Genomic DNA, 25,473 nt, shown 5'->3' on the forward strand with positions numbered 1-25,473 from the left:
GTAGGCCGACAGCGAACGGCCCGCCGGAAGTGCAGCTTCCGGCGGGCCGTTCGTGTTTCCGTGGCCCCATGACAGCCGAGACCGTCGAGTACATCCGGTACCGCATCCCCGAGCAGTGGTCGGTGGAGTTCCTGGCCGCTTACACCCGTGCCGCACGACAGCTGGCCGCAGCCCCGCAGTGCGTGGCGTACGAACTGGCCCGTTGCGAGGAGGACGCCGAGCACTTCGTCCTGCGCATCACCTGGACGTCGACCGAGGCACACCTGGAGGGCTTCCGCAGGTCGGAGCTGTTCCCGCCGTTCCTCGCCGAGATCGGCCCGTACGTCGAGAACATCGAGGAGATGCGCCACTACGAGCCGACACCGGTGCGCGGCGACGGCTCTGCCGTCCCCACCCCGTACGACTGGGCGGGCGGCGCCGAGGCCTTCTCCCGGCTGACCGAGGTCTTCTACGACAAGGTGCTCAAGGACGACCTCCTCGCACCCCTCTTCGCCGGTCTGGCCCCCGCGCACGCCGCGCACGTCGCCCTCTGGCTCGGCGAGGTCTTCGGCGGCCCGGCGACCTACTCCGAGACCCAGGGCGACCACGGCCACATGGTCGCCAAACACTTCGGCAAGAACATCAGCGAGCGCCAGCGCCGCCGGTGGGTCGACCTCATCCAGGACGCGGCGGACGACGCGGGCCTGCCGACGGACGCGGAGTTCCGGTCGGCGTTCCTCGCGTACGTGGAGTGGGGGACGCGGCTGGCGGTGTACTTCTCCGGCCCGGACGCGCAACCGCCCGCCAAGCAGCCGGTGCCGCGCTGGAGTTGGGGGTCGATGCCGCCCTATCAGGGGTGACACTGCCGTGCAGGGGGTGTCGTAGGGTCACCCCATGACCGTCGCCGTGACCGCCATGATCACCGCCGTCGTCGGCGTGCTCGGCACCCTCTTCGCCCCCGTCCTCAGTCAGCGCCTCACCGCCCGGCAGCGCGCGGAGGAGGCTCAAGTCGCCGAGCGGACACGGCGGTTCGAGGAGCGGCGGGACGCCTACACGGCGATGAACCGGGCCTCGCGGCAGTTCCACACGCTGCTCAAGGACGCCCTGCACCGGATCCGCGACGGTGTCTACACCGAGCTGGAGCGCGATCAGTTGGAGGAGGCGCGGCGGGACTACCGGGATCGGTACGCCGAGGCGCAGATGGTCGTGCCCGAGCGGATCCTGGACGCGTCCCGCGCGGTGAACCAGGTGCTCGCCGGTGTCGACGCCGTCGTGAAACGCCTGGATCGCGGCCTCGCCCGGGACGGCGAGAGTGCCGAGGAAGCTCTGCTCGACCTGAAGGAGGCCGAGCCGCGGCTGGCCGCGATGCGGCGGCTGATGCGGGCAGATCTCGGCGTCACGGAGTGAGGTCGGGGCGCTGGGTCGACGCCCCCGCCCGGGTCGCGTCCGTGCCCCAGCTCGCCAGCAGGCGCAGGGCGTCGGCCGATGGAGAGTCCGGCTCCGCGTGGTAGGTGACCAGGGACTGCTCGGAGCCGTCGCTCAGGCGGAAGCCCTCGAAGTGGAGGGTGAGGTCGCCGACCAGGGGGTGGTGGAGGCGCTTGACGCCGTAGGTCTTCTCCTTGACGTCGTGGGTGGCCCACAGGCGCCTGAACTCCTCGCTCTTCACGGAGAGTTCGCCGACCAGCGCGGACAGGCGCGGGTCGTCCGGGTGGCAGCCCGCGTCCATCCGGAGCATGCTGACGATGTCCGTGGCCTTCTGCTCCCACTCCACGAACAGCTCGCGGTACTCGGGCCGCAGGAACACCAGCCGCGCCCAGTTCCGCTCCTGCGGCGGCAGCTCCGACCAGTCGCCGAAGACGGCCGCGGCCATCCGGTTCCAGACGAGGATGTCCGAGCGGCGGCCGGAGATGTACGCCGGGACCGTCTCGATCGAGTCGAGCAGCTGCCGTAGCGGAGGCCGCACGTGCTGGGTGGGGGCCGACGGCTTCTTCTTGTGCTGCTTCGGCTTCGCGAGGTGGGTGAGGTGCGAGGACTCGGCGTCCGACAGGCGCAGGGCGCGGGCGATCGCTTCGAGGACCTCGGCCGAGACGTTCCGGCCGTTGCCCTGCTCCAGGCGGGTGTAGTACGCCACCGAGACCCCGGCCAGCTGCGCCAGCTCCTCGCGGCGCAGCCCGGGTACCCTGCGGTGCCGCCCGAAGTCCGGCAGCCCCACGTCCTCCGGCTTCAGCCGGGCCCGCCGGGTGCGCAGGAACTCGCTCAGCTCGGCGCGTCGGTCCAGGTGCCGGCCGGGGTCCGGGGGCGCGGGGGAGGATTCGGGCTGTTCGTCCATACGGCCCAGTATTCCCGGTCCTACGTCCAGGAGCCTGATCCCGCTGGTGGTAGGCACAGCGGACGTACGCAGAAGCGTGGTCTGGGCAGCCCCGGGACTTTCGGGCAGGCTTTGCAGCGTGCCCGGCCGGAAGGCAGCCGGGCGCACATCCCCCCGCTAGGAGACTTTCGGCATGACCACAGTCGCCGCATACGCAGCCCCCGCCGCCAAGGCTCCCCTGGAGCGCACCACCATCGAGCGCCGGGCCGTACGTGAGTTCGACGTCCTGATCGACATCAAGTTCGCCGGTATCTGCCACTCGGACATCCACCAGGCCCGCGAGGGCTGGGGCAAGGCCACCTTCCCGATGGTCCCGGGCCACGAGATCGCCGGCATCGTCTCCGAGGTAGGACCCGGCGTCACCAAGTTCCAGGTCGGCGACCGCGTGGGCGTCGGCTGTCTGGTCGACTCCTGCCGCGAGTGCGACAACTGCAAGGCGGGCCTGGAGCAGTACTGCACCGGCGGCAACGTCGGCACGTACAACTCCGTCGGCAAGGACGGCGAGCCCACCTACGGCGGCTACTCCGAGAAGGTCGTCGTCGACGAGAACTTCGTCCTCGGCATCCCCGAGGGCATCTCCCTCGACGAGGCCGCGCCGCTGCTCTGCGCCGGCATCACCACGTACTCGCCCCTGAAGCACTGGAACGCCGGCCCCGGCAAGAAGGTCGCGATCATCGGCATGGGCGGCCTCGGCCACATGGGCGTCAAGATCGCGCACGCGCTCGGCGCGGAGGTCACCGTCCTCTCGCAGTCCCTGCGCAAGCAGGACGACGGCCTGAAGCTCGGCGCCGACCACTACTACGCGACCAGCGACCCGAAGACCTTCGAGGAACTGCGCGGCACCCTCGACCTGATCATCTCCACGGTGTCGGCCCCGCTGGACCTCGGCGCGTACCTGTCGCTGCTGAAGACGGACGGCGCGCTGGTCAACGTGGGCGCCCCCGAGGAGCCCGTCTCCCTCAACCTGTTCTCCGTGATCGGCGGCCGCAAGACCCTCGCCGGTTCCGGCATCGGCGGCATCCCGGAGACCCAGGAGATGCTGGACTTCTGCGCCGAGCACGGCTTCGGCGCCGAGATCGAGCTGATCTCCGCGGACCAGATAAACGAGGCGTACGAGCGGGTGCTGGCGAGTGATGTCCGCTACCGGTTCGTGATCGACGTGGCCACGATCTGACGGCGTCGCTTCAACCCGGGCCCCGGAGCACTGCGGCTCCGGGGCCCGGTGCGTTGTCGAGTGCGGGCCCGTGGGGGCTGGTCGCGCAGTTCCCCGCGCCCCTAAAGACGCCTGGCGTTTCCCTACCAAGGGGCGCGGGGAACTGCGCGACCAGCCACGACGCACCCGCAGCCGCCGACGAACCTCAGCCCCCCGCCCTGTTCCGCCCCAGCAGCCACAGCAGATACGGCCCACCGACCAGCGAGGTGAGCGCGCCGACCGGCACCTCCAGCGGGGGCAGGATCGTCCGCGCGGCGAGATCGGCGGCCACCAGGATCACCGCACCCGTCAACGCAGAGCACACCAACGGCAGTTGAGGCGTACGGGTGAGCCGCCGGGCCAACTGCGGCGCGGTCAGCGCCACGAACCCGATCGGCCCGGCCGCCCCCGTCGCCGTCGCGGCCAGCACCACCCCGAGCACGGTCACCGCGAGCCGCGTCCGGTCCACCCGCACCCCGAGCGAGGCCGCGGTGTCGGCGTCCAGCCCGAGCGGCCGCACGGCCCGGCTCGCCCACACCAACGCGGGCAGACACACCAGTAGTACGACGGCCAGGGGCCCCGCCTGCTCCCACCCCCGCCCGTTGAGGGAACCGGTCAGCCACAGCTTGACCTGCTCGGCGGCCTGCAACTCGCTGTCCGCGAGATACAGCTGCACCACGGCCGACAGCGCGACCCCGATCCCAACCCCCGTCAGCACGAACCGACTTGGCTGCATCCCGTGCCGCCACGCCAGCACATACACGAGGGCCGCCGCCGCGAGTCCGCCCAGGACGGAGACGGCGGGCATGGCACTGGGCGAGTTCACCATCCCGGCGGACAGCGCGAGCACGGTCGCGGCGGCGGCACCGTGCCCGACCCCGATCACGTCCGGACTGGCGAGCGGATTCCGGGTCACGGTCTGCACAAGCGCTCCCGCGAGCCCGAGCGCGACCCCGACCAGCGCCCCGAGCGCGATCCGGGGAACCCTCAACTCGTTGACGACAAGGTCGTATTGCCCCGAACCGGTACGCAGCGTGTGCCACACCGCAGCGGGCGAGATGTAGGTCTGCCCGCAGCAGGCGGCGGCGGTCATCGCAACGGCCAGCACGAGCAGGAGAGTTGCGGCCACGACGGCCGAACGGCGGTGCAGGAGTAGGGAGATGGTGAGGTGGGGGCGGAGGACGGTGACGCCGGTGGGACGGAAGGCGTCGGTCGCAGGGGCGGGCTCGGCGGGGTGGGGCGCGTTGTTCATACGGCCGTCCCCTTCCGCCGTACCAGCACCACCAGCACCGGCACCCCCACCAACGCCGTCATCACCCCGGCCGGCACCTCGGCGGGAGAGCGCACGACCCGCCCCGCCACATCCGCCCCGACCAGCAGCGCGGCGCCGAGCAGTGCGGACAGCGGCAGCAGACTGCGATGCCCGCCGGAGGTGAGGCGCCGGGCCAGGTGCGGTACGGCGAGGCCGACGAACGCGATCGGTCCGGCGGCGGCCACCGCGGACGCCACCAGCAGGGTCGCCCCGAGCGCCGCACACACCCGCACGACCCCCACCCGATGCCCCAGCGCCCGCGCCGTCTCGTCCCCGAGGGCCAGCGCGTCGAGCCCGCGCGCACAGGCGAGCACCAGCAGCGCCCCGGCCACCAGGAACGGCAGCATCGCTACGACGGTGTCGGCGTCCCGGCCGCTCAGTGAGCCGACCTGCCAGAACCGGAACTGGTCCAGCGTCGCCGAACTCGACGTCAGGACGACGGTCGTACCACCGGCGGTCATCGCCGACAACGCCGTACCGGCGAGGGCGAGTTTGACCGGTGAGGCCCCGCCCCGGCCGCGCGCGGCGATGCCGTAGACGAGGCAGGCGGCGACGACGGCGCCGGCGAAGGCGTACCAGACGTAGCCGCTGAAACCGCTCGCGAGGCCGGTCGCGATGGCGAGGACGACGCCGGCCGCCGCGCCCTGGCTCAGGCCGAGGATGCCGGGGTCGGCGAGCGGGTTGCGGGTGACGGCCTGCAGCGCGGCGCCCGCGACGCCCAGTGCCGCACCGGCCGTCAGCCCGATCTCGGTGCGGGGCAGCCGTAGCGACCGTACGACCAGGGCGTCCGGTGAACTCCCGCCGTGGAAAAGGGCGTTGAGCACCTCGGACGGGGGGATCGGGCGGGTGCCGACGGCGAGGCTGAGCAGCACGGCGGCGGCCACCGCGAGGGTGGCCGCCGGCCAGGCGAGACGTCTGACGCTCACTGCGTACTCTCTGTTGATCCGCTACTTGCTGATGTCCTCGGCGAGTTGGAGGACGACGAGGCGGGCGGCGGTCGGGCCGGCGTTGAGGTACCAGGGGTCGTCGTCGACCTTGACGGCGTGTCCGGCCTTGACCGCGCTCATCGACTTCCAGAGCGGGCCGGCGAGCACGCTCGCGGCATCCGTCTTGGCCGCGTCGCCCTGCACGGAGTAGAAGATCCAGTCGCCGTCGGCCTTGTCGATGCTCTCGGCGCCGATGTCCTCCGAAATGGCCTTGAACTGTTGGGACTTGGGCCGGTCCAGCCCCATGTCCACGGCGATGGAACCGGTGAAGGAGGAGACACCGAACATCCGGGTCCTGCCGGGCGTGAACCGCAGCATCGACACGGAGGTCTTCGACAGCGCCTCGCCCTTCTCGCCCGCGTCCTCGACGATCCCGTCGAGCAGCTTCTGCGCCTGCTGACCCTTGCCGATCGCGTCGCCGACGAGGAGGAGGTCGCGCTTCCAGTTGATGCCGTTGCCGGCGGTGATGACGGTAGGCGCGATCTTCGACAGCTTGGGGTAGAGGTCGCCGAGCGAGTCGTTGGCGAGGATCAGGTCGGGCTTGGCGGCGGCGAGCGTCTCCAGGTTGGGCGCCTGTCGGGTGCCCGCGTCGGTCATCGCGGCGAGCTTCGACTTGTCGGCCGGGAAGGCGTCCGCGAGGTAGTCGGGGACGAGGCCGGCGTTGTCGGCGCGGGTGGTGGCGGTCGGGACGGTACCGAGGGAGAGCAGGTCGTCGAGCTGTCCGGTGCTGAGCACGGCGATGTTCGTGGGCTTCGACTTGATCGTCGTCTTGCCCTCGAAGTGCGTGACGGTGCGGGGGAAGGTGCCGTCGGTGTCGTTGTCCGAGCCCATGCCGGTCGCGAGGGTGCTGGGCGCGGCGGCGGGGCCCTCGGAGGCGCCGATCACCTTGTTCTGCGAGCCGTCGCCGGTCTTCTCGGCATCGTTGTCGGCGGAGGAGGACGAACACCCGGCCAGCAACCCCCCGACGGCGGACACGGCGACCATCGCCGTGACAGCCTTCCTCTTGAACGCACGCACTATCACTGTCTCTCCGATCAAATCCGGCCAGGTAAGGCTTACCTTAGCTTGCTGTCGGAGTAGCTTGGGCATGAGGAGGCCCACACGATGACCGTGCAGCTGAACCACACCATCGTCACCGCGCACGACAAACACACGTCGGCCCGATTCCTCGCCGACCTCCTGGGCCTCCAAGTGAGCCCGCAGTACGGCCCGTTCATCCCGGTGGCGATCCCGAACGGGGTGACCCTCGACTACATGGACCAACCCGGCTCAGGCTTCGCCGAGATCACCCCGCAGCACTACGCGTTCCTCGTCTCCGAGGACGACTTCGACGCGATCTTCGGCCGGATCAGGGCGGCGGGGCTGACGTACTGGGCGGACCCGGCGCACCGTCGCGCGGGGGAGATCAACACGAACGACGGCGGCCGGGGGGTGTATTTCGACGACCCGAACGGGCACGTCCTGGAGATCCTGACGCGGCCGTACGGGAGCGGAGGCTGATGCGGATTCAGGCAGCGGGGAAGGACTCGCCCGCGCCGTAGGACCGTACGAGCACGCCGTCGTCCGCCGACGGCCGAACCGAGTGCGCGCGCCCCAGCCCGGAGACATGGGCACGGCCGTCCGCCGCCACCTCGACCAGCGTGTTCTCGTCGACGGCGACGCCATGGGGGAGCCGGTGCCGGGCGACGGCGGCGGTGAGCCGAGGCAGCGTCCCCCACTGCGCCGCATGCGCGTCCACGGCAAAGGACACCAGCCCGAACCCGTCCCGTACGGCGATCTCGTCCAGGTCCTCGGCGGTGTCCTCCGGGCACACCGCGACGCCGTCGAGCAGCCACCCCCCGACGACAGCCGACCGCGCGGCGAGGGCGGCCCCGGCGGAGAACCCGGCGTACGGGACACCCCGCTCGGCGAGCACCCGCGGCAACCGGTCGAGGCAGTCCGCGAAGGCGTCCTGATAGGCGGGGGTCAGCCCACCGCACACGAGCAGCCCGTCGACGTCACGGGCCGCCTCGACGTCGAATCGGTGGCCGATCGGCACGAGCACCGGAACGGGTGTGCAGTCACCGGCACTCCTCAACGCGCCCTCGTAGCGGGCGAATTGACGCTCCCCGTCCCCCTCCCCCTCGTCGACGATCACGCAGGCGATGCGGGGCGCGGACCCGGCGGACCTGCCCGCGGCGCGGAGGAAGGGTTCGTAGACGACGGGGGTGGCCCATCCGCCGCCGATGAGGAAGGTGCTGGGTGCGAGCGGACTCGGCTCACTCGGGTCACTGGGCTTGCTCGGCGCGTTCACGGACGCATCAAATCCCGGCCCTCTGGGGCCTGTCACACTCTTTTGCCGCCCGGGGCCATGCTGGTGAGGGAGGTCGACACGGCAACTCCGTTGCGCGAAGCGGCATTTCGTGGCTTCTCGGCATGGTCGTTACGGTCGGATCCATGGAGCCGAACCTGTGGAATTTCCCGACGGCCGAAGAACTCGCCGCCGCCCTGCGCGCCGGTGACGTGTCCTCGGCGGAACTGACCGACGAGGCGATCAGCCGTATCGAGCGGCACGACAAGGCGGTCAACGCGGTCTGCGTGCCGGACTTCGACCGTGCCCGGGCCGCCGCACGCGCCGCCGACCAGGCCCGCGCCCGCGGTGAGGACCGGCCGCTGCTCGGCATCCCGGTGACGGTCAAGGAGTCGTACGACATCGCCGGACTGCCCACGACCTGGGGCATGCCGCAGCACCGGAGCCATCTGCCGGCCGAGGACGCGGTGCAGGTCTCGCGGCTCAAGGGCGCGGGCGCGGTGGTGCTCGGCAAGACCAACGTGCCGTTCGGGCTGCAGGACATACAGAGCTTCAACGAGATCTACGGCACCACCAACAACCCCTGGGATCACGGCCGTACGTCGGGTGGCTCGTCCGGCGGATCGGCGGCGGCCCTGGCGTCCGGGTTCGGCGCGCTGTCCATCGGGTCCGACCTCGCCGGTTCGTTGCGCACCCCCGCGCACTTCTGCGGTGTCTACGCGCACAAGCCGACGCTCGGGCTGGCGGCGACCCGCGGCATGGTCCCGCCGGACGCGCCCGTACTGCCGGTCGAACTCGACCTCGCCGTCGCCGGCCCGATGGCACGCACCGCCCGCGACCTCGGCCTCCTGCTCGACGTCATGGCCGGACCGGACCCGCTGACGCTCGGCGTGGCGTACGACGTGACGCTGCCGCCCGCGCGCCACGAGCGGCTCGGCGACTTCCGGGTCCTGGTCCTCGACGAGCATCCGTTCATCCCGACCGGGTCCGCGGTGCGGGCGGGCGTGAACCGGGTCGCCGACGCGCTCGCCGACGCCGGTGCCCGCGTCGAACGGCACAGTCCGCTGCTGCCCGACCTGGCCGAAGCCGCCCTGCTCTACACGCAGTTGCTGTTCTCGGGCTCGGTCGCACGTTTCCCCGTCGAGGCGTACGAGGAACTGCGCACCCGTGCCGCCGGGCTGAGCCCGGACGATCACAGTCTCGACGCGGCGCGGCTGCGCGGCATGGTGTTCAGCCACCGGGACTGGATCGAGGCGAACAACCGCCGCGAGCTGCACCGGCACGGCTGGCGGCGGCTCTTCGGCGCGTTCGACGCCGTGGTGTGTCCCGTGACGCCCACGCCCGCGTTCCCGCACGACCACAACCCCGATCCGCTGGCACGCCGGCTCGACATCGACGGCGTACCGCACCCGTACTTCGACCAGCTCGTCTGGGCGGGCCTGCCCACCATGCCCGGGCTGCCCGCCACGGCCGTACCGGCGGGGCGGTCGCCGGAGGGGCTGCCGGTGGGGGTGCAGATCGTCGGGCCGATGTTCGAGGACCGGACGCCGCTGCGGCTGGCGGAACTGCTGGAGGAGCGGATCGGCGGTTTCCAGGCGCCGGTGTAGGGGCCCGGGCCCGGTCGGACAGGCGCGGGATCGGCCGGTCGTGGAATCGGCCGGTCGTGGAATCGCGCGGGGCCCTCATGCGTTGACGACACTGGGTAAGGGATGCCGGTGACGTACGAGCCGAGTGACCGAACTGCCCGAGTGATCGAGCTGACGGAAATTGGAGGGTCGCGATGGCTGCGCAGACGCAGAGGGCCGTACTGGCGGGCGGATGCTTCTGGGGGATGGAGGAGCTGGTCCGCCGGCTGCCGGGCGTGACGGCGACCCGGGTCGGCTACACCGGGGGAGACGTGCCGAACGCGACGTACCGGAACCACGGCACGCACGCGGAGGCCATCGAGATCGTCTACGACCCGGAGCGGACCGACTACCGCGCGCTCCTGGAGTTCTTCTTCCAGATCCACGACCCGAGCACCAAGAACCGCCAGGGCAACGACATCGGCCTCAGCTACCGCTCGGCGATCTACTACGTCGACGACGAGCAGAAGCGCGTAGCCGAGGACACGATCGCTGACGTGGACGCGTCGGGCCTGTGGCCGGGCAAGGTCGTCACCGAGGTGGAGCCGGTGGGCCCCTTCTGGGAGGCCGAGCCGGAGCACCAGGACTACCTCCAGCGGTACCCGGACGGCTACACCTGCCACTTCCCGCGGCCGGGATGGCGACTGCCGGCCCGCGCGGACAGCTGACGGCGAGGCGCGAGCCGTAGATCATCCGGAGGCGTGCGCCCCGCTGTCGTGAGGGGGGCGCACGCACTGCTGTCCGGCGGGTGGTTCCGTTCTGTCTAGCGGGTGGTGCCGCTCGTGCCGTTCTTGGCGAACGTCCACACCGCACGGCTGCCGGGGCCGACGGTGAGGGTCGAGTTGCCGATCCGCTCCACGTGCCGGTCCTTCACGGGCCGGTTGAGTGAGATGTCGACCTGCTGGTACCCCGCTTGCTCGCGGGGCGCGACATCGAGCCGGATCGTGGTGCCGCCGCCCTCCGCGACGACGCCCCCGCCCGTCACGGTCCGGACGGTGAACCCGCCGGCCCGCAGCAGCGGCACGGTGTCGGCGAGGTCGCCCGGGGTGACCGCGATCCGGACGGCGGTCACGTCCCGCATGAGGTGGGTGCGGTAGTCGTCGGAGAGGTAGCGCTCCCGGCCGACGTCACCGGGGAAACTCGGCGGCTCGGTGTTGCCGCGCGGGTCGGCGAAGTACTCCGGCCGGTACTCCATCCCCCAGGCCCCGAAGGCGTCGTACTGGGTGTCGGTGAGCACGGCGTCGAACCACGGCACGGGCACACCGTCACCGAAGTCCTTGGTCTGGAGGAAGTCGAGGGGTTGGGCGACTCCCTCGTCCTTCAGCCGTTCCTCGACCGTCGCCAGGTCGCCCGCGTGTTCGACCGAGAGGCCGAGTCCGGCGGAGCCGAGGGTGCCGTCCTGGCCGGGCACGTCACCGACTCCGAACAGTTCCAGGTAGGTCTCGCGGCCCATCAGATAGCGGCCGGTCCAGGTCTCGCCGCCGGTGCCGGTCGTGGTGCGGACCTGGAAGTTGGCGAACTCCCGCAGGTAGGCCGAGTGCTCGATGGCGTCGGCGGTCTCCCGGTCGAAGACTCCGTAGGAGTGGTTGTAGAACAGCAACTGCCGATCGTACGAGCCGCCCGGGCCCCGGCTCCCCTCGGCCTGTGCCGTCCCCACTCCACCCCCGATCGCTCCGGCGAGAGCCACAGCGAGCACGATGATCATCCGTAGTGTGCGACGAATCAGCATGTGCCGGATCGTAAGGCGGGGAGGGCGCGGCCACCGTTCATTCTGAACGGGGTCGAAATGCTTGACACGTGACGTTTTGGCGCGGTCGGGGGCTGCGTGGACGAGCCAGGTCTTGAACTCTGGGGGATACGGAGGATGGACGCGCGGCCCGTCACACCCGGCGTTGGTCCCGGACTGTCCAGCCCGCACCCAATTCGCGGCGCAACGCCTCCAGCGCGGTGTCCGCCTGCTGGGTGAACAGCTGCAGCTCCTCATCCGGCCACGGGGACGGGTCCGGCGGATAGTCCCAGTCGATCGACGACTGGTACCAGTCGCTCAGCCTCGCCAGCTCGGCCTGGAGGGCCGGGGTGATCGGCAGGCGCTCCAGCTCGCAGGGATAGCCGTAGGGGCTGTCCATGTCGTCCGGCCACAACGGCACGTCTACGCCGGCCTCGAAGAAAAAGCGCAAGTGATGAACCACGCCGCACCCTCTCACGACGCCCACTGAGTCCTCGCTGTACGTCTGGGTCCTGACCGTACGTCTGGCGGGCAGTGTTCGTGGTTGGCGGCGGGCGAGCAATGGTCAGGCCTTGTGGGGGAGGGCAGCCGGGCCGACCCAACGGCGATAGGCGGCCCCGTCGACGTTGCTGCCACACACGATGGTGACCACATGCCGGCCGGCGAAACGGTCGCGGTCTTCCAGAATCGCCGCGATGCCGAGCGCGGCCGACGGTTCGACGACGAGGCCGGCGTGGTCGAGGAGCATCCGCATACCGGCGACGATCGACGCCTCCTGAACAAGGACGGCGTCGTCGGCGACCAGGAGGAGATCGTCCAGGACGGCCGGGATGGGGCGCCGCCCGGCCACGCCGTCGGCGATGGTGTCGGCCGAGTCGGTGGTCACGACGCGCCGTTCGCGCCACGAGCGCGTCATCGCCGGCGCGCCCGACGGCTGGACGCAGATCACCTCGACGCCGGGCGCCAAGGCCTTCAGCACATGCCCTACGCCGGTGGCCAGCGCCCCACCGCCGAGAGCGATCAGGACGGCGTCGAACGGGGGCGCGGTGCCCGCGAGTTCCGTGTGTTTCGCCGGTTCCGCCAGCCCTGCCAGCCCCGCCAGCCCTGCCCGTTCCGTCTGTCCCGTCAGCCCCGTCAGCCCCGTCAGCCCCGTCTGTTCTGCCTGTTCACGTGCCTCGACCAGTTCCAGGCCGATGGTCGCCGCACCCTCGCACGTCTCGATGTCCAGGCTGTCCTCGACCAGCCGGATGCCCTCGTACCGCGCGATGTCCGCCGCCCGCTCGCGCGCCAACTCGTGGTCCCCGTCCACCAGTTCCAGCCCGGCACCCAACGCACGAATACGGTCCAGCTTGGCCGCCGTGGCGAAACGGGACGCTACGACGGTCACGTCGAGCCCACGGCCACGACCGGACCAGGCGAGGGCCTGGCCGAGGTTGCCCGCGCTGGCGCACACCACGGCCCGCGGACCGTGCTCGGCGAGCAGACTCGCGACCAGCTCGGTGCCGCGGCCCTTGAAACTGCGCACCGGGTTCGCCGTTTCCAGCTTGATACTCACCGCACACCCGAGCCCGGGCTCCAACGCCTCGCAGCGGTACAGCGGCGTGTCGAGAAACACCGGGTCGATCACCCGGCGAGCGGCCCGGATCCGAGCGGTGTCGAGACGCGTCTGCTGCACGAGAGGGGAGCGTAGCGCCACCGGCGCGGTCACGGTTGTTCCGTCAGAGCCCTGGCCGTCGCCCGTGCTCATCCGTCATCCCTGCAGGTGGGCAAGGAGTTCGTCGCCCAGTAGGTACGGGCGTTCCTGCGGCAGCAGTCGGGCGGCGGAGTCCGGGTCACCACCGCTGACGAGGGCCCGGATCTCGTGGGCGAGCGGTGTCACGTCGCGGATGGCGACCGTCCACTCGTCCGCGTAGCGGCGCACGGCCTCACCGGACAGGCCGAGCTGCAGGGCACGGTGGGGCAGCGGCTGCAGGCGCACATCCCGCTCGGGGTCCCACTGCACGCGAGCGGGCGCACGCTTCAACTGACGCTGCCAAGTGGCTCGGTCGGGGTGCAACCCACGTACATAGCTCGACAGGCACGCGTGTCGCAGCGCCCACTCGAAGCCGGCACACGTGATCTCGACCGCCAGGACAGTCTCCTGGCCTGCCTTCTCACCCCAGCCGCAGCGGTACATCATCCACAGGAACGACGGCTTGATCCATGTCATCCGGTCCCGCTTCCACGCAGCCGGGAAGCGGCTCTCGCGGGCGGCGGGCAGGCCGATCTCCGGGGGATACGCCTGGTAGACGGTGATCGTGGACTCCGAGTGGACCGCACGGATTCCGCGCCGCGGTTCTTCCATGGCGTACAGGTCTTCCATGGCGTACAGGGTGGGGGCCGGGCGCTTCACGAAGACACCGGTTTTCGACGGCCGTTCACCTGCGCCGCTCGCGTGTCGGCTCAGCAACTCGGCTGTCCAGCCCCGTGCTTCACGACCGCCGCCGCTCCCGAATCGCAGGCAGCGCATACTCCGTCACCGCGCTGATGACCCCACGGGCAACCGGCTCCGGGTCGGTCGTGGCCGAGATGGTCCACCAGGTGTCGCGGTTCGCGGGGAGGAGCCGGCCTATGCGGCTGTGCCAGGCGGCGGGGCCGTAGACGGTGTTCGGGCTGGGGCGGGCGGGGAGGTGGGGCTCGCGTCTGCGGGCCTGGGCCCAGCCGAGTTTGTCGGCCACGGTGACGTTGAGGGTGAACTCGACCTGCCCCGCTGTGTTGTGCGCGGACTTCTGGAAGCCGATGAGCGCCCAGGTTTCGAGGTGGGGCAGTTCGTACGTCTGCCCCGAACCCTTGAAGCCGAGTGCGCGCAGCCCGGGAGCGATCCGTGCGCGCATCAGTGCGGTGAACGCCTGCTGCGCGGTGGGCGCGGAGCCGTCAGCCATCGGACGGCGCCACGACGGTCGGGCAGGACACTCCGGTACCGGTGAGCCTGTGCTGCCGTATGACCCATCGGTCGCAGCCGGCTGGTGAGTGAAGCAAACCGTCATCCCCGTAGGTGGGCAATAAGTTCTTCTCCGACAGGATATGGGTGTTCCTGTGGCAACAGTCGGGCCGAGGAGTTCTGATCGCCGCAGCTGACGAGGGCGTGGATCTCGTGAACAGGCGGCCTGCTCGCCGCAGTTGAGCCGAAGCGGCACAAATGGACGCAGCCGGCCGATGCCCCGCCGTCGAAGGCGAAAGGAAACCGTTTTGCCGTACAACCACAGGCTGCTCTCATGAATCCCTTATCCGGTAGGACTGCCTGCGGGGCAGCCACGTGTCCAAAAGGGGACTCAGTGAGCAGTGTCGGAAGATCCCGTCTGGCCGCCGCGACCGCGGTGGTGACCGTGATGACGGGCGGTCTCGCCGCGGTGGCCACCTCGTCGGCGTCGGCGGCGGCCTGCACGACGAACACGTACACCCGGCAGGTCTTCGCGAACACCGGTTTCTCGGGTACGGCGAAGCGCACGGACTGTGACACGGCGATCAGCGAGAACTGGGGCACCAACTCGCCCGGTGTCTCCGGCGTCGGCAAGGACAACTTCGGCGTCCGCTGGACCGTGACCCGTGACTTCGGCTCCGGGGGGCCCTTCGCGTTCGCCGCGTCCGGCCAGGACGGCATCCGCGTGTACCTCGACGGCGTACGCGAGATCGACCTGTGGAAGAACGGCACCGGCACCGTCTCCAAGACCGCCAACCTGACCATCCCCAAGGGCACGCACACCCTGCGCGTCGACTACGTCAACTGGACCGGTTCCGCCGCCGTCAAGTTCGGCTACACCCCGCGCACCGGAGCCACCGTGGACCGGGTCGCCCCGCTCACGCCGACCGGGCTGTCGATAGCGCGCGACGCCGGCGCCAAACGCAACCTCCTGCGCTGGTCGGCCAACAAGGAGATGGACGTGGCCGGTTACCGCGTCTACCGCCGTACCCCCGACCAGACCTCCTTCGGCAGCCCCCTCGCCACGGTCACCGGAACGACCTTCACCGACACCACCGCCGGTACGACCACCCACCTCTACGAGGTCCGCGCGGTCGACAGGTCGGGCAACACCTCCGCGGGAACGGCCGACGTCTCGGTCACCGGCAACCCGACCTTCCTGCGCCAGTACTTCGCCAACACCACCCTCACCGGCACCCCCAAGCGCACCGACACCGACACCGCGATCAGCGAGAACTGGGGCACCAACTCGCCCGGCGTGTCCGGCGTCGCCAAGGACGACTTCGGCGTCCGCTGGCAGATCACCCGTGACTTCGGCTCCGGGGGGCCCTTCACGTTCACCGCCTCCGGCCAGGACGGCATCCGCGTCTACCTCGACGGCGTACGCAAGATCGACCTGTGGAAGAACGGCACCACCACCGTCTCCAAGACCGTCGCCCTCACCATTCCCCGCGGCACCCACGTCCTCCGCGTCGACTACGTCAACTGGACCGGCTCCGCCGCCGTCAAGTTCGCCTACACGCCCGGCGCACCCGGCCCGGACGACGTCGCCCCGCTCGCGCCCACCGGGACGAAGGTGGCGTACGACGAGGTCGCCGGCTCCGCCACCGTCACCTGGGCGCCCAACAAGGAGATGGATCTCGCCGCCTATCCGTATCAGGTCTACCGGCAGGTCGCGGACGGCGGCTGGATCTCCATGGGGCCGACCAACAAGACCACCTGGACCGACCCCGACGTGGCACCCGACGGCAGGACCCGCCAGTACGTCGTCCAGGCCACCGACCGCGTGGGGAACGCGTCCGAGCGGACTCCCGTCCTGACGGTCACCCCGCCCGACACCATCATTCCGGCCGCCCCGGTCCTCGCCGTGTCCCACAAGCCGGGGACGGCCAACTCCCTCGACATCAGCTGGTACTTGCCCAACGAACGCACCCCGAACGAGCTGCGCACCGGCGGCACCCTCAAGCTCTACCGCTCCACCGGCGACACCCTCGGCGACGACCCCGCACTCCTCGCCACGGTGACGGCGGCCTCACCGTCGATCGACACCTTCACGGACGCACTGCCGGCGTTCGACGGCACCACCTACACCTACGCGGCCGTGGTCAACGACGCCGCCGGCAACGTCTCCCCGATGTCGGAGCCGGTCACAGTGACCCCCGACAGCGTTCCCCCGCCCGCGCTCACCGGCCTGACCGCGACCCCGCGCGCGGACGGCATCGTGCTGAGCTGGGACACCCCCGCAGAGAGCGGCCTGCACTACGTCGCCGCCCGCGTCGTCCAGCGGCCCGACGGCAGCATCCACTACGACACCACCGGGTGCAGCGATGCCGGGTCGATGTTCCCGGAGAGGGACATACCGAACGAGCTGCTGTGCGCGGGACCCCCGGACGGCGAGACGGTGACCTTCATGGTTACGGCGCTCGACCGCTGGGACAACCACATCGCCTGGGCCGACGCCACCACCGTCACCGTCACCGAACCCGACAACAGGCCCGACGAAGCCCGCGGCGAGAACACCGGCCCGCTCGCCATCGCCAACCCCGAGACCGTGGGCCAGCTCGGATACGTCCAGTGGACCTGCGACGACGAGACCCGCTGCGGCACCATCACCGAGTACCACCTGGACAAGTGGAACCCGTCCACCCACACCTACGAACGGGTCAGCAAGATCGCGAGCTCCAAGGGCCCCCTCTACAAGGCCTACGTGCCGGGGGTCCACGGCGATACGACGTACTTCCGGATCACCGGAGTCCTCGCCGACGGCACAACCGCCGCCGTGACGTACGGCGCCGGAGCCTTCGGCTTCTCACTGTGAGGCCCAGGGGCCGCTCCCACCGCTGAGCACCACCCGTTCCCGCCGCCGGCTATTTCTCCGTGCGGTCCGGAGTGTCCCGCCCGATCCCGATCGGGCAGGACACTCCGGTCCCGCCGATCCCGCAATAGCCCGCCGGATTCTTGTCGAGGTACTGCTGGTGGTACCCCTCGGCCGGATAGAACACCTGGCCCTCCGCCGGAAGTATCTCCGTGCTGATCGTGCCGTAGCGCGACCTCGTGAGGACCTGCTGGTAGGCCACCCGGGACGCTTCCGCCGCGGCTGCCTGCTCGGGACTGTGGGTGTAGATCGCCGAACGGTACTGCGTGCCCACGTCGTTGCCCTGGCGGAAGCCCTGGGTCGGGTTGTGCGACTCCCAGAACGTCTTCAGCAGCCTCTCGTACGAGATCAGCTTCGGGTCGTAGACCACTCGGACCACCTCCGTGTGACCGGTCAGGCCCGAACAGACCTCCTCGTACGCGGGGTTCTCCGTGTAACCACCCTGGTAACCGACCAACGTCGTCCACACGCCGACCGGAAGCTGCCAGAACTTGCGCTCCGCACCCCAGAAGCAGCCCATTCCGAAGTCGGCGACCTGCACGTGCTCGGGGTACGGACCGAGCAACGGCCCGCCGAGAACGCTGTGCCGATCGGGGACCGTGAACATCGGCTCCGGCCGGCCCTGCAAAGCCTGTTCGGGGGTTGGCAGTTGGGGCGTACGGCTGTGCAGGAACATACGATCTCCAATCGGGCCACAACGGGGGTCCGCACCCGTTGAACGGGCGAGCCCCGCCGAGAATTCCGCCTTCCTGTCAGTACGACCCGTTTCGTGTACGACCGCCTTGGCACTCAGCGTTCACCCCCATGCTCGGCACCCGGCACCCGGCATTCAGTGCGGCAAGCTCGCCGGACTCCCGCCGTTCGCCTCGTACCCCGCCACCGCCAGCGCCCGGTAGACCGCGAACTCCGCCGCCGGGTCCGGAGACAGGGTCCAGGGAAGCGCCCCGACATGGCCGTCGATGTGTATGAGCTGGTTCATCGCCTCGGACCAACGCTCCGCGCGGACCAGGAAGAAGACCAGGAGATGCCGGACGTGCGCCAGCATCGGGTCGTCGGGGCGGGCCGCGTGGACGGCGAAGAGCGCACCGTGGATCGCCTTCTCCACGACCTCGCTCTGGTAGAAGCTGTTCACCAGGTTCACCTCGGGGAGGTGCTCGAAGACCGCGAAGAGCGGCATCGCGGCGAGCAGGGAGCCCTGCGGGGCGCGCGCGGCGGCCGCCTCCGCGAACGAGTTCGCCAGCTCGCGCGAACCGTGCCACTTCTCGCACCAGTAGTGCAGAGCCGCCAGATGCGCTCCCATGTGTGCCGGCGCGCGGTCCAGGATCTTCAGCCACAGCTGCTCGAACTCCGGCTGCGGATACGTCAGTCCGCGCGCCACGGACAGCTCGACGATGTACGGCACCGGGTCACCGGGGGAGAGAAGCGCCGCCTGTCCGCAGGCGTCCCGCGCCTCCTCCATGATGATCCGGAACTCGTCCGTCCCCCGCGTCGACGTACGCCACGCCTGCTGCACCAGGAACTCCGCGTGGACGGCCGCGCCGCCCGCGTCCTTCGGGTGCTCCAGCCGCCACACCCGCAGCCACTGCCCGCCCGGCGTCTCGCTGACCCCGCCGGGCCGCTGCTGCAGCTCCAGCGACGCGGCACCCGCGAAGGCCTGCACGCGCTGCCAGCGCAGCTCACCCGTGATCTCGGTGCCGGCCAGCAGCTGCATCGCCGCGCGGTAGTCCTGCGTGCGCTGCACCAGGTCGAGGACGTCCAGCAGGTCCTGGTCGGGGCCGGGCATGCGGATGTCCAGCTCCTCCTCGCGCACGAAGCCGTAGGTCGCCGGGTCCGCGGCGTCCGGGTGGCCCGGCGAGACCTGCTCGATCGCCCCGCGCCTGCGCCGCAGGAACGGGACCAGCACGAAGCCCAGCATGACCAGCGCCATCAGGACCCAGAGAATCTCCATGCCACAAGCGAACCAGACGCGTCCGACAATTGGCCAACCCGGTCCGCCGCCCTGTGGAAAACTCCCCCCACCCCGCCCCGCGGCCCTGTGGAGAACCTCCGGATCGTCGTCCACCCCGCAGGCGCACTACGCTCGGGGCTCATGAGCGACAGGCACATCAGTCAGCACTTCGAGACCCTCGCGATCCACGCGGGCAACACCGCCGATCCCCTGACCGGCGCGGTCGTCCCGCCGATCTACCAGGTCTCGACCTACAAGCAGGACGGCGTCGGCGGTCTGCGCGGCGGCTACGAGTACAGCCGTAGCGCCAACCCCACCAGGACCGCCCTGGAAGAGAACCTCGCCGCCCTGGAGGGCGGCCGTCGCGGCCTCGCGTTCGCGTCCGGACTGGCGGCCGAGGACTGCCTGTTGCGTACGCTGCTCAGCCCCGGCGACCACGTCGTCATCCCGAACGACGCGTACGGCGGCACGTTCCGCCTCTTCGCGAAGGTCGTCTCCCGGTGGGGCGTCGAGTGGTCGGTCGCCGACACCAGCGACCCGGCGTCGGTACGGGCGGCCATCACCCCGAAGACCAAGGTGGTCTGGGTGGAGACCCCCTCGAACCCGCTGCTCGGCATCACCGACATCGCGGTCGTCGCGCAGATCGCCCGGGACGCGGGCGCGAAGCTCGTCGTCGACAACACCTTCGCCACGCCCTACCTCCAGCAGCCGCTGGCCCTCGGCGCGGACGTCGTCGTGCACTCCCTGACCAAGTACATGGGCGGCCACTCGGACGTGGTCGGCGGCGCGCTGATCGCGGCCGACGAGGCGCTCGGCGAGGAGCTGGCGTACCACCAGAACGCGATGGGCGCGGTCGCCGGGCCATTCGACTCCTGGCTGGTGCTGCGCGGCGCCAAGACGCTGTCGGTGCGCATGGACCGGCACAGCGAGAACGCCACCAAGATCGCCGAGATGCTCACCCGGCACGCACGCGTGACGCGCGTTCTCTACCCGGGCCTCCCGGAGCACCCCGGTCACGAGGTCGCCGCCAAGCAGATGCGGGCCTTCGGCGGCATGATCTCCTTCCAGGTCGAGGGCGGCGAGGAAGCGGCCGTCGAGGTCTGCAACCGCGCCAAGGTGTTCACGCTCGGCGAGTCCCTGGGCGGCGTCGAGTCGCTGATCGAGCACCCGGGGCGCATGACGCACGCGTCCGTGGTCGGTTCGGCCCTGGAGGTCCCCGGCGACCTCGTACGCCTCTCCGTGGGCATCGAGAACGTGCAGGACCTCCTGGAGGACCTGCAGCAGGCCCTCGGCTAAACCGCGGCCCGTCTCACCAACCCGTCAGGGGTGGGGTCGTCTCCGACGGCGGCTCCACCCAGGGGTGGACCATCAGCGCCCACACGGTGAACGCCACGACCGCCGTCCACAGCAGCACCCACATCAGCCGCCGGGCGGCCCGTCTGCGGCGCAGCATCCGGCCGCCGCGCCGCACGACCTCCGCGTACAGCTCCGGCGGCACCTGCGGCGGAGTCCGGTCCATGATCCGCCGTACGGCCGCTTCCCGCTCGGGCCTGTTCACGCGCGCGTACCCCCGCTCCACGGCTTCCCGGGTCTCATGACGGCACCACCTTGGCGCCGCCCACCTTCGGTGCCGGACCGCGCGGCGGGTGCAGCAGCGTCGCCGTCGCCCGCTCGCAGATCGTCCGGACCCGCTCCGTGGGGAGGCCGAGCAGTGCGGCGGCCTGTTCCTCGGCGACCCCCTCGTACAGCCTGAGGACGAGGATCAGCCGCTCCTGGGGCACGAGCGCGCCCAGCGGGCTGTCGGGGTGGGGGCGGCCCCGGCCGAGGCCGCCGTACTGGTGCCAGGCCGTGCGGGCGAAACGGGTGGCCAGGTACTGGCGGGCGCGGTCGTACGGGTCCTCACCGTGCAGCCGGTCCCAGCACGCGTACGTGTGTGCCAGGGACAGCGTCAAGAGGCGCCGCGCGCGCGGGTTGTCGTCCGGTGCCTCCGCGGTCAGCAGCGTGGCGGCATGCAGCAGCCGCCCTGCCGCGCCCGCGACGAACGCCTCGAACTCCCGGGCCCGGCGGGCGCCTTGGGACACCTGCCGTTCTCGCACCGCGCAGCCTCACCCCCTGAAGGACCCGGTCTCATCTGAGGCCAGGGCCGACGCGAGGTCAAGAGTTCGGTACGAAAGGCGGAGAGCCGGGCACCATGCGCGTGTGCCCGCACCCTTCGGAAAGCCGAGCCCTGAAGAACCCGCGTCCTTCAGGAAGCCGACGGCGTCTCGGTGCCCGGGACCGCCATCCGCGCGGAGAGGGCGCTGTTGAAGCGGGTGAGGAGCGCGCAGAACACCTCGCGCTCCTCCGGCGCCCAGTCGTGTGTCAGCTCGTCCATCAACTGACGCCTGGACGACCGCACTTCCTCCAGTCGCGACTGCCCGCGCGGGGACAGCTGCAGCACCACCGCCCGGCCGTCCTCGGGGTGCGAGGTGCGCTTCACGAGCCCGGTGTCGACGAGCGGCGCCACCTGCCGGGTGACCGTCGAGGAGTCGATCCCCATGCTCGCGGCGAGCGCCTTGACGCCCATCGGACCTTCCTTGTCCAGGCGGTTGAGCAGCAGATACGCGGCGCGGTCCATGGAGTTGCGCACCTGTCCGACTCCGCCGAGCCGGGTCTGTTCGGCACGGCGCGCGAACACCGCCACCTCGTGCTGCAGCGTGTCGAGGAGACCGGGTTCACCGACGGTCGTCATGTCCATCGACATTTCAGGTGTTGTGGGCATGGCCGGGGGCTCGCTTCATGAAGGGGCTGCTGGGTTGGGGGACAGGGTACGCGGATGGAAGGCGGCCCGTACCGGGGCTGCGCAAACCAGTCTCGGAGGTTGGTCACAGCCGTGGCGCGCGGCTGTGAACTGCGATGCTTGAGTCATGAGCTACAGCACGGCTGACTCCTTGCGACCCGTCACCCTCGACGATGTGCGCGGCGCCCAGAAGATGCTCACGGGCGTGGCGCGGGTGACCGCGATGGAAGGCAGCAGGCATCTCACCCAGCTCGTCGGCTCGCCGGTGCACCTCAAGTGCGAGAACCTCCAGCGGACCGGTTCCTTCAAACTCCGCGGCGCCTACGTCCGTATCGCCGGACTGCTCCCCGAGGAGCGCGCCGCCGGTGTCGTCGCCGCGAGCGCCGGCAACCACGCCCAGGGAGTCGCCCTCGCCTCCGCACTCCTCGGCGTGCGCTCCACGGTGTTCATGCCCAAGGGCGCGCCCCTGCCGAAGATCAGCGCCACCAAGGAGTACGGCGCCGAGGTGCGCCTGCACGGCCACGTGGTCGACGAGACGCTGGCCGCCGCGCAGGAGTACGCCCATGAGACGGGCGCGGTGTTCATCCACCCCTTCGACCACCCCGACATCATCGCGGGCCAGGGCACGGTCGGCCTGGAGATCCTGGACCAGTGCCCCGAGGTGCGCACGATCGTCGTCGGCATCGGCGGCGGCGGGCTCGTGGCCGGTGTCGCGGTCGCCGTGAAGGCGCTGCGGCCCGACGTGCGGATCGTGGGCGTCCAGGCGGCGGGCGCCGCCGCGTTCCCGCCCTCGCTGGCGGCCGGCCGCCCGGTGGCGATCAAGAACCCGGCGACGATGGCCGACGGCATCAAGGTCGGCTGCCCCGGCGAGGTGCCGTTCGGGATCGTCGCCGATCTGGTGGACGAGGTCCGCACGGTCAGCGAGGACGAGCTGTCCGCCGCGCTGCTGCTGTGCCTGGAGCGGGCCAAGCTGGTCGTCGAGCCGGCCGGTGCCAGCCCGGTCGCCGCGCTGCTGAGCGATCCGCGGGGCTTCGAGGGACCGGTCGTCGCGCTGCTGTCCGGCGGGAACGTCGACCCGCTGCTGCTCAACCGCATCCTGCGGCACGGCATGTCCGCGCAGGGCCGCTACCTGGCCGTGACGCTGCGGCTGACGGACCGGCCGGGGGCCCTCGCGACGCTTCTCGGGGTGTTGTCAGTGGTCGACGCTAACGTCCTCGATGTGAGTCACGTCCGGACCGATCCGCGGCTCGGGCTCACGGAGGCGGAGGTCGAGCTGCATCTGGAGACGAAGGGTCCGGTGCACTGCGCCGAGGTCGGACAAGCCCTGCGCGACGCGGGCTACACGGTCATCGACTGAGGCCGGAGCCCGTTCCCCACCCGTCCCCTCACCTGTCCCGTCACTCGTTCGAGAAAATCCGTTGAGACTCGCGATACATCGCGTTATGGTGTGTCTCGTGTCGCCCGCAGGCAGTGGCATGCCGCTCCCACGGGCAGAACAAAAGACACATACCTAGGCTTTTCAAAGAATCCCCGACGACGTGGAGACTGATATGCCAGGCGCCATCTATGCCGAAGGCCTGGTGAAAACCTTCGGCGACGTGAAAGCTCTGGACGGCGTCGACCTCGATGTCCCCGAGGGCACCGTGCTGGGCCTGCTCGGGCCCAACGGCGCGGGCAAGACCACCGCCGTCCGCTGTCTGACCACGCTGCTGCGCCCCGACAGCGGCAAGCTCGTCGTGGCCGGCCTGGACGTGCTGAAGCAGCCCAACGAGGTACGGCGCTCCATCGGCCTCTCCGGCCAGTTCGCCGCGGTCGACGAGTACCTGACCGGCCGGGAGAACCTGCAGATGGTCGGCCAGCTCTACCAGATGAAGGCCAAGGCCGCGAAGGCCCGGGCCGACCAGCTGCTCGACCAGTTCAACCTCGCGGACGCGGCCGACCGTACGGCCAAGACCTACTCCGGAGGCATGCGCCGCCGGCTCGACCTGGCGGCGGCGCTCGTCGTCTCCCCGCCCGTGATGTTCATGGACGAGCCGACCACCGGCCTCGACCCGCGCAACCGCCAAATGCTGTGGGAGGTCATCAAACAGCTCGTCTCCGGCGGTACGACACTCCTGCTGACCACCCAGTATCTGGAGGAGGCCGACCACCTCGCGCACGACATCGCGGTGGTCGACCACGGCCGCGTCATCGCCCGCGGCACCTCCGACCAGCTCAAGGCCCGCACCGGCGGCGAGCGCGTCGAGGTCGTCGTGCACGAGCGCGACCACATCCAGATCGCCTCCGACATCCTGCTCGGCTTCGGCAAGGGCGACACCACCGTCGAGGAGCACACCCGCAAGCTCACCGTGCCCGTCACCGGCGGCGCGAAGCTCCTCGCCGAGGTGATCCGCGAACTCGACTCCCGCGGCATCGAGATAGACGACATCGGCCTCCGCCGCCCCACCCTCGACGACGTGTTCCTGTCCCTGACGGGCCACCTGGCCGAGGAGAAGGCCGAGGAGAACGGCACGGACGAGAACCAGACCCCCAAGGACCGCAAGCAGAAGAAGGAGGCCGCGAAGTGAGTGCCGTCACCGATGCCGCGCCGGTCGCGGCGCCGAGCAGCGCGCTGGGCCAGTCCGTGCACGACTCACTGGTCGTCGCCAAGCGCAATCTGATTCGCATGAGCCGGATTCCCGAGATGGTTATTTTCGGGCTCATCCAACCCATCATGTTCGTGGTGCTGTTCACCTACGTCTTCGGCGGTTCCATGCAGATCGGCGGCAGCACCAGCGCCACCGACTACAAGAACTTCCTGATGGCCGGCATCTTCGCGCAGACCGTCACCTTCGCCACCGCCAGCTCGGGCGCGGGCATCGCCGACGACATGCACAAGGGCCTCATCGACCGGTTCCGCTCGCTGCCCATGGCGCGCGGCGCCGTGCTGACCGGGCGGACCCTCGCGGACCTCGTGCAGACCGCGCTGACCCTGCTGGTCCTCGCGATAGTCGCCCTGCTGGTCGGCTGGCGGGTCGGATCGGACGGGGGCACCAACGCCGGCAAGGTGCTCGGCGCCTTCGGGCTGCTGCTCCTGCTCGGATACGCGTTCACCTGGATCGGCGCCCTGATCGGGCTCAGCGTCCGTACGCCCGAGGCGGCCACCTCCGGCGGGCTGATCTGGCTCTTCCCGGTGACGTTCATCTCGAACGCGTTCGTGGACACCAGCAACATGACCCCGTGGCTGCGCCACATCGCCGAGTGGAACCCCTTCAGCGCCACCGTGCAGGCCTGCCGGGTGCTCTTCGCCAACCCGGGACAGTCGCCCTCGGACGCCTGGCCCATGGTGCACCCGGTGTGGGCCTCGCTGATCTACTCCCTGCTGATCATCCTCGTATTCCGGACGCTGGCGGTACGGAAGTACCGCTCGGCGACGGCCTGAGGACGCACGACGA

The 25,473-nt window shown here is 70.5% G+C and carries 26 protein-coding genes; 11 read left to right on the forward strand and 15 right to left on the reverse strand.

All coding sequences use genetic code 11. The features are described from left to right. Positions 1-68: 68 nt before the first annotated feature. Both OG407_RS32205 and OG407_RS32210 read left to right on the forward strand, forming a co-directional pair. Complete coding sequence (locus OG407_RS32205; RefSeq protein ID WP_405863064.1) at positions 69-839, forward strand: group II truncated hemoglobin; 771 nt, start codon at positions 69-71, stop codon at positions 837-839. 34 nt (positions 840-873) lie between these two features. Beyond that, positions 874-1,386: a hypothetical protein gene (locus OG407_RS32210; protein ID WP_405863065.1), complete on the forward strand. Its 513-nt coding sequence runs from the start codon at positions 874-876 to the stop codon at positions 1,384-1,386. Here the strand turns inward: OG407_RS32210 and OG407_RS32215 are convergent. After that, the gene (locus tag OG407_RS32215) at positions 1,376-2,308 is read right to left on the reverse strand and encodes a helix-turn-helix domain-containing protein (RefSeq protein WP_405863066.1); all 933 of its coding nucleotides are present in this window, start codon (positions 2,306-2,308) and stop codon (positions 1,376-1,378) included. The two genes, OG407_RS32210 and OG407_RS32215, sit on opposite strands and share 11 nt — an antisense overlap. 172 nt (positions 2,309-2,480) lie before the next feature. Here OG407_RS32215 and OG407_RS32220 point away from each other — a divergent pair, with 172 nt between their 5' ends. After that, complete coding sequence (locus OG407_RS32220) at positions 2,481-3,521, forward strand: NAD(P)-dependent alcohol dehydrogenase (RefSeq protein WP_366489441.1); 1,041 nt, start codon at positions 2,481-2,483, stop codon at positions 3,519-3,521. Between the two features lie 184 nt (positions 3,522-3,705). Here the strand turns inward: OG407_RS32220 and OG407_RS32225 are convergent, their stop codons facing one another. The 3 genes from OG407_RS32225 to OG407_RS32235 are packed head-to-tail and all read right to left on the reverse strand — an operon-like array spanning position 3,706 to position 6,821. Further along, a complete protein-coding gene (locus tag OG407_RS32225) occupies positions 3,706-4,791 on the reverse strand; it encodes a FecCD family ABC transporter permease (protein ID WP_405863067.1) in 1,086 nt (361 codons plus the stop codon). Then, positions 4,788-5,777 carry a FecCD family ABC transporter permease gene (locus OG407_RS32230; protein WP_405863068.1) on the reverse strand — a complete coding sequence of 330 codons (990 nt, stop codon included), beginning with the start codon at positions 5,775-5,777 and terminating at the stop codon, positions 4,788-4,790. Before OG407_RS32230 ends, OG407_RS32225 begins: the two co-directional genes overlap by 4 nt. 21 nt (positions 5,778-5,798) lie before the next feature. Beyond that, entirely contained in the window at positions 5,799-6,821 is a 1,023-nt protein-coding gene (locus tag OG407_RS32235; RefSeq protein WP_405863069.1) for an ABC transporter substrate-binding protein, read from the reverse strand. 120 nt (positions 6,822-6,941) lie between these two features. Here OG407_RS32235 and OG407_RS32240 point away from each other — a divergent pair, with 120 nt between their 5' ends. Further along, positions 6,942-7,337 carry a VOC family protein gene (locus tag OG407_RS32240; protein ID WP_405863070.1) on the forward strand — a complete coding sequence of 132 codons (396 nt, stop codon included), beginning with the start codon at positions 6,942-6,944 and terminating at the stop codon, positions 7,335-7,337. Positions 7,338-7,344: 7 nt separating this feature from the next. On the opposite strand, the gene OG407_RS32245 is transcribed toward OG407_RS32240, so the two are convergent. Next, the gene (locus OG407_RS32245; protein WP_405863071.1) at positions 7,345-8,130 is read right to left on the reverse strand and encodes a hypothetical protein; all 786 of its coding nucleotides are present in this window, start codon (positions 8,128-8,130) and stop codon (positions 7,345-7,347) included. A 143-nt stretch (positions 8,131-8,273) separates the two neighbouring features. On the opposite strand from OG407_RS32245, the gene OG407_RS32250 reads away from it, so the two are divergent. Both OG407_RS32250 and msrA (OG407_RS32255) read left to right on the forward strand, forming a co-directional pair. After that, complete coding sequence (locus OG407_RS32250; protein ID WP_405863072.1) at positions 8,274-9,734, forward strand: amidase; 1,461 nt, start codon at positions 8,274-8,276, stop codon at positions 9,732-9,734. A 173-nt stretch (positions 9,735-9,907) separates the two neighbouring features. Continuing rightward, a complete protein-coding gene (gene msrA, locus OG407_RS32255) occupies positions 9,908-10,420 on the forward strand; it encodes a peptide-methionine (S)-S-oxide reductase MsrA (RefSeq protein WP_405863073.1) in 513 nt (170 codons plus the stop codon). Between the two features lie 95 nt (positions 10,421-10,515). Here the strand turns inward: msrA (OG407_RS32255) and OG407_RS32260 are convergent, their stop codons facing one another. From OG407_RS32260 to OG407_RS32280, 5 genes are all read right to left on the reverse strand, one after another. Then, positions 10,516-11,457, reverse strand: a complete 942-nt coding sequence (locus tag OG407_RS32260) for a DUF5829 family protein (protein ID WP_405868729.1) — start codon at positions 11,455-11,457, stop codon at positions 10,516-10,518. 175 nt (positions 11,458-11,632) lie between these two features. Next, complete coding sequence (locus OG407_RS32265; RefSeq protein ID WP_405863074.1) at positions 11,633-11,929, reverse strand: hypothetical protein; 297 nt, start codon at positions 11,927-11,929, stop codon at positions 11,633-11,635. Positions 11,930-12,043: 114 nt separating this feature from the next. Next, positions 12,044-13,153 carry a threonine/serine dehydratase gene (locus OG407_RS32270; RefSeq protein ID WP_405863075.1) on the reverse strand — a complete coding sequence of 370 codons (1,110 nt, stop codon included), beginning with the start codon at positions 13,151-13,153 and terminating at the stop codon, positions 12,044-12,046. Positions 13,154-13,228: 75 nt separating this feature from the next. Then, positions 13,229-13,822 carry a DUF4291 domain-containing protein gene (locus OG407_RS32275; RefSeq protein ID WP_405868731.1) on the reverse strand — a complete coding sequence of 198 codons (594 nt, stop codon included), beginning with the start codon at positions 13,820-13,822 and terminating at the stop codon, positions 13,229-13,231. A 127-nt stretch (positions 13,823-13,949) separates the two neighbouring features. Continuing rightward, positions 13,950-14,399, reverse strand: a complete 450-nt coding sequence (locus OG407_RS32280) for a DUF4304 domain-containing protein (protein WP_405863076.1) — start codon at positions 14,397-14,399, stop codon at positions 13,950-13,952. Between the two features lie 393 nt (positions 14,400-14,792). Between OG407_RS32280 and OG407_RS32285 the strand changes: the two genes are divergently transcribed. After that, entirely contained in the window at positions 14,793-17,255 is a 2,463-nt protein-coding gene (locus tag OG407_RS32285; RefSeq protein WP_405863077.1) for a PA14 domain-containing protein, read from the forward strand. 49 nt (positions 17,256-17,304) lie between these two features. Here the strand turns inward: OG407_RS32285 and msrA (OG407_RS32290) are convergent, their stop codons facing one another. Beyond that, complete coding sequence (msrA, locus tag OG407_RS32290; protein WP_405863078.1) at positions 17,305-17,988, reverse strand: peptide-methionine (S)-S-oxide reductase MsrA; 684 nt, start codon at positions 17,986-17,988, stop codon at positions 17,305-17,307. Between the two features lie 153 nt (positions 17,989-18,141). Continuing rightward, positions 18,142-19,260 (reverse strand): hypothetical protein, encoded by a 1,119-nt coding sequence (locus OG407_RS32295; protein WP_365305400.1) that lies wholly within the window; start codon positions 19,258-19,260, stop codon positions 18,142-18,144. 141 nt (positions 19,261-19,401) lie between these two features. Here OG407_RS32295 and OG407_RS32300 point away from each other — a divergent pair, with 141 nt between their 5' ends. Then, on the forward strand, positions 19,402-20,556 hold the full coding sequence (locus OG407_RS32300) for a cystathionine gamma-synthase (protein ID WP_328679646.1): 1,155 nt from the start codon (positions 19,402-19,404) through the stop codon (positions 20,554-20,556). Between the two features lie 13 nt (positions 20,557-20,569). On the opposite strand, the gene OG407_RS32305 is transcribed toward OG407_RS32300, so the two are convergent. From OG407_RS32305 to OG407_RS32315, 3 genes are all read right to left on the reverse strand, one after another. Continuing rightward, entirely contained in the window at positions 20,570-20,818 is a 249-nt protein-coding gene (locus OG407_RS32305) for a hypothetical protein (protein WP_405863079.1), read from the reverse strand. 34 nt (positions 20,819-20,852) lie between these two features. After that, positions 20,853-21,356, reverse strand: a complete 504-nt coding sequence (locus OG407_RS32310; RefSeq protein ID WP_405863080.1) for a sigma factor-like helix-turn-helix DNA-binding protein — start codon at positions 21,354-21,356, stop codon at positions 20,853-20,855. Positions 21,357-21,505: 149 nt separating this feature from the next. Next, positions 21,506-22,003, reverse strand: a complete 498-nt coding sequence (locus tag OG407_RS32315; protein ID WP_033285243.1) for a MarR family winged helix-turn-helix transcriptional regulator — start codon at positions 22,001-22,003, stop codon at positions 21,506-21,508. 163 nt (positions 22,004-22,166) lie between these two features. Between OG407_RS32315 and ilvA the strand changes: the two genes are divergently transcribed. From ilvA to OG407_RS32330, 3 genes are all read left to right on the forward strand, one after another. After that, on the forward strand, positions 22,167-23,396 hold the full coding sequence (gene ilvA, locus OG407_RS32320; RefSeq protein ID WP_405863081.1) for a threonine ammonia-lyase: 1,230 nt from the start codon (positions 22,167-22,169) through the stop codon (positions 23,394-23,396). A gap of 193 nt (positions 23,397-23,589) precedes the next feature. After that, positions 23,590-24,606: an ATP-binding cassette domain-containing protein gene (locus OG407_RS32325; protein ID WP_405863082.1), complete on the forward strand. Its 1,017-nt coding sequence runs from the start codon at positions 23,590-23,592 to the stop codon at positions 24,604-24,606. Beyond that, the gene (locus tag OG407_RS32330) at positions 24,603-25,460 is read left to right on the forward strand and encodes an ABC transporter permease (protein WP_327401663.1); all 858 of its coding nucleotides are present in this window, start codon (positions 24,603-24,605) and stop codon (positions 25,458-25,460) included. The genes OG407_RS32325 and OG407_RS32330 overlap by 4 nt, the downstream gene beginning before the upstream one ends. Positions 25,461-25,473: the final 13 nt, after the last annotated feature.

The sequence above is a fragment of the Streptomyces sp. NBC_01515 genome, assembly GCF_045040345.1.
GTDB lineage: Bacteria > Actinomycetota > Actinomycetes > Streptomycetales > Streptomycetaceae > Streptomyces.

Coding starts and splice junctions, on each gene's coding strand:
- msrA (WP_405863078.1), bottom strand. CDS start 17,988: ATGTTCCTGCACAGCCGTACGCCCCAACTGCCAACCCCCGAACAGGCT.
- OG407_RS32300 (WP_328679646.1), top strand. CDS start 19,402: ATGAGCGACAGGCACATCAGTCAGCACTTCGAGACCCTCGCGATCCAC.
- OG407_RS32240 (WP_405863070.1), top strand. CDS start 6,942: ATGACCGTGCAGCTGAACCACACCATCGTCACCGCGCACGACAAACAC.
- OG407_RS32225 (WP_405863067.1), bottom strand. CDS start 4,791: ATGAACAACGCGCCCCACCCCGCCGAGCCCGCCCCTGCGACCGACGCC.
- OG407_RS32315 (WP_033285243.1), bottom strand. CDS start 22,003: ATGTCGATGGACATGACGACCGTCGGTGAACCCGGTCTCCTCGACACG.
- ilvA (WP_405863081.1), top strand. CDS start 22,167: ATGAGCTACAGCACGGCTGACTCCTTGCGACCCGTCACCCTCGACGAT.
- OG407_RS32235 (WP_405863069.1), bottom strand. CDS start 6,821: ATGGTCGCCGTGTCCGCCGTCGGGGGGTTGCTGGCCGGGTGTTCGTCC.
- OG407_RS32205 (WP_405863064.1), top strand. CDS start 69: ATGACAGCCGAGACCGTCGAGTACATCCGGTACCGCATCCCCGAGCAG.
- OG407_RS32250 (WP_405863072.1), top strand. CDS start 8,274: ATGGAGCCGAACCTGTGGAATTTCCCGACGGCCGAAGAACTCGCCGCC.
- OG407_RS32325 (WP_405863082.1), top strand. CDS start 23,590: ATGCCAGGCGCCATCTATGCCGAAGGCCTGGTGAAAACCTTCGGCGAC.
- OG407_RS32215 (WP_405863066.1), bottom strand. CDS start 2,308: ATGGACGAACAGCCCGAATCCTCCCCCGCGCCCCCGGACCCCGGCCGG.
- msrA (WP_405863073.1), top strand. CDS start 9,908: ATGGCTGCGCAGACGCAGAGGGCCGTACTGGCGGGCGGATGCTTCTGG.
- OG407_RS32275 (WP_405868731.1), bottom strand. CDS start 13,822: ATGGAAGAACCGCGGCGCGGAATCCGTGCGGTCCACTCGGAGTCCACG.
- OG407_RS32210 (WP_405863065.1), top strand. CDS start 874: ATGACCGTCGCCGTGACCGCCATGATCACCGCCGTCGTCGGCGTGCTC.
- OG407_RS32295 (WP_365305400.1), bottom strand. CDS start 19,260: ATGGAGATTCTCTGGGTCCTGATGGCGCTGGTCATGCTGGGCTTCGTG.
- OG407_RS32260 (WP_405868729.1), bottom strand. CDS start 11,457: ATGATCATCGTGCTCGCTGTGGCTCTCGCCGGAGCGATCGGGGGTGGA.
- OG407_RS32220 (WP_366489441.1), top strand. CDS start 2,481: ATGACCACAGTCGCCGCATACGCAGCCCCCGCCGCCAAGGCTCCCCTG.
- OG407_RS32280 (WP_405863076.1), bottom strand. CDS start 14,399: ATGGCTGACGGCTCCGCGCCCACCGCGCAGCAGGCGTTCACCGCACTG.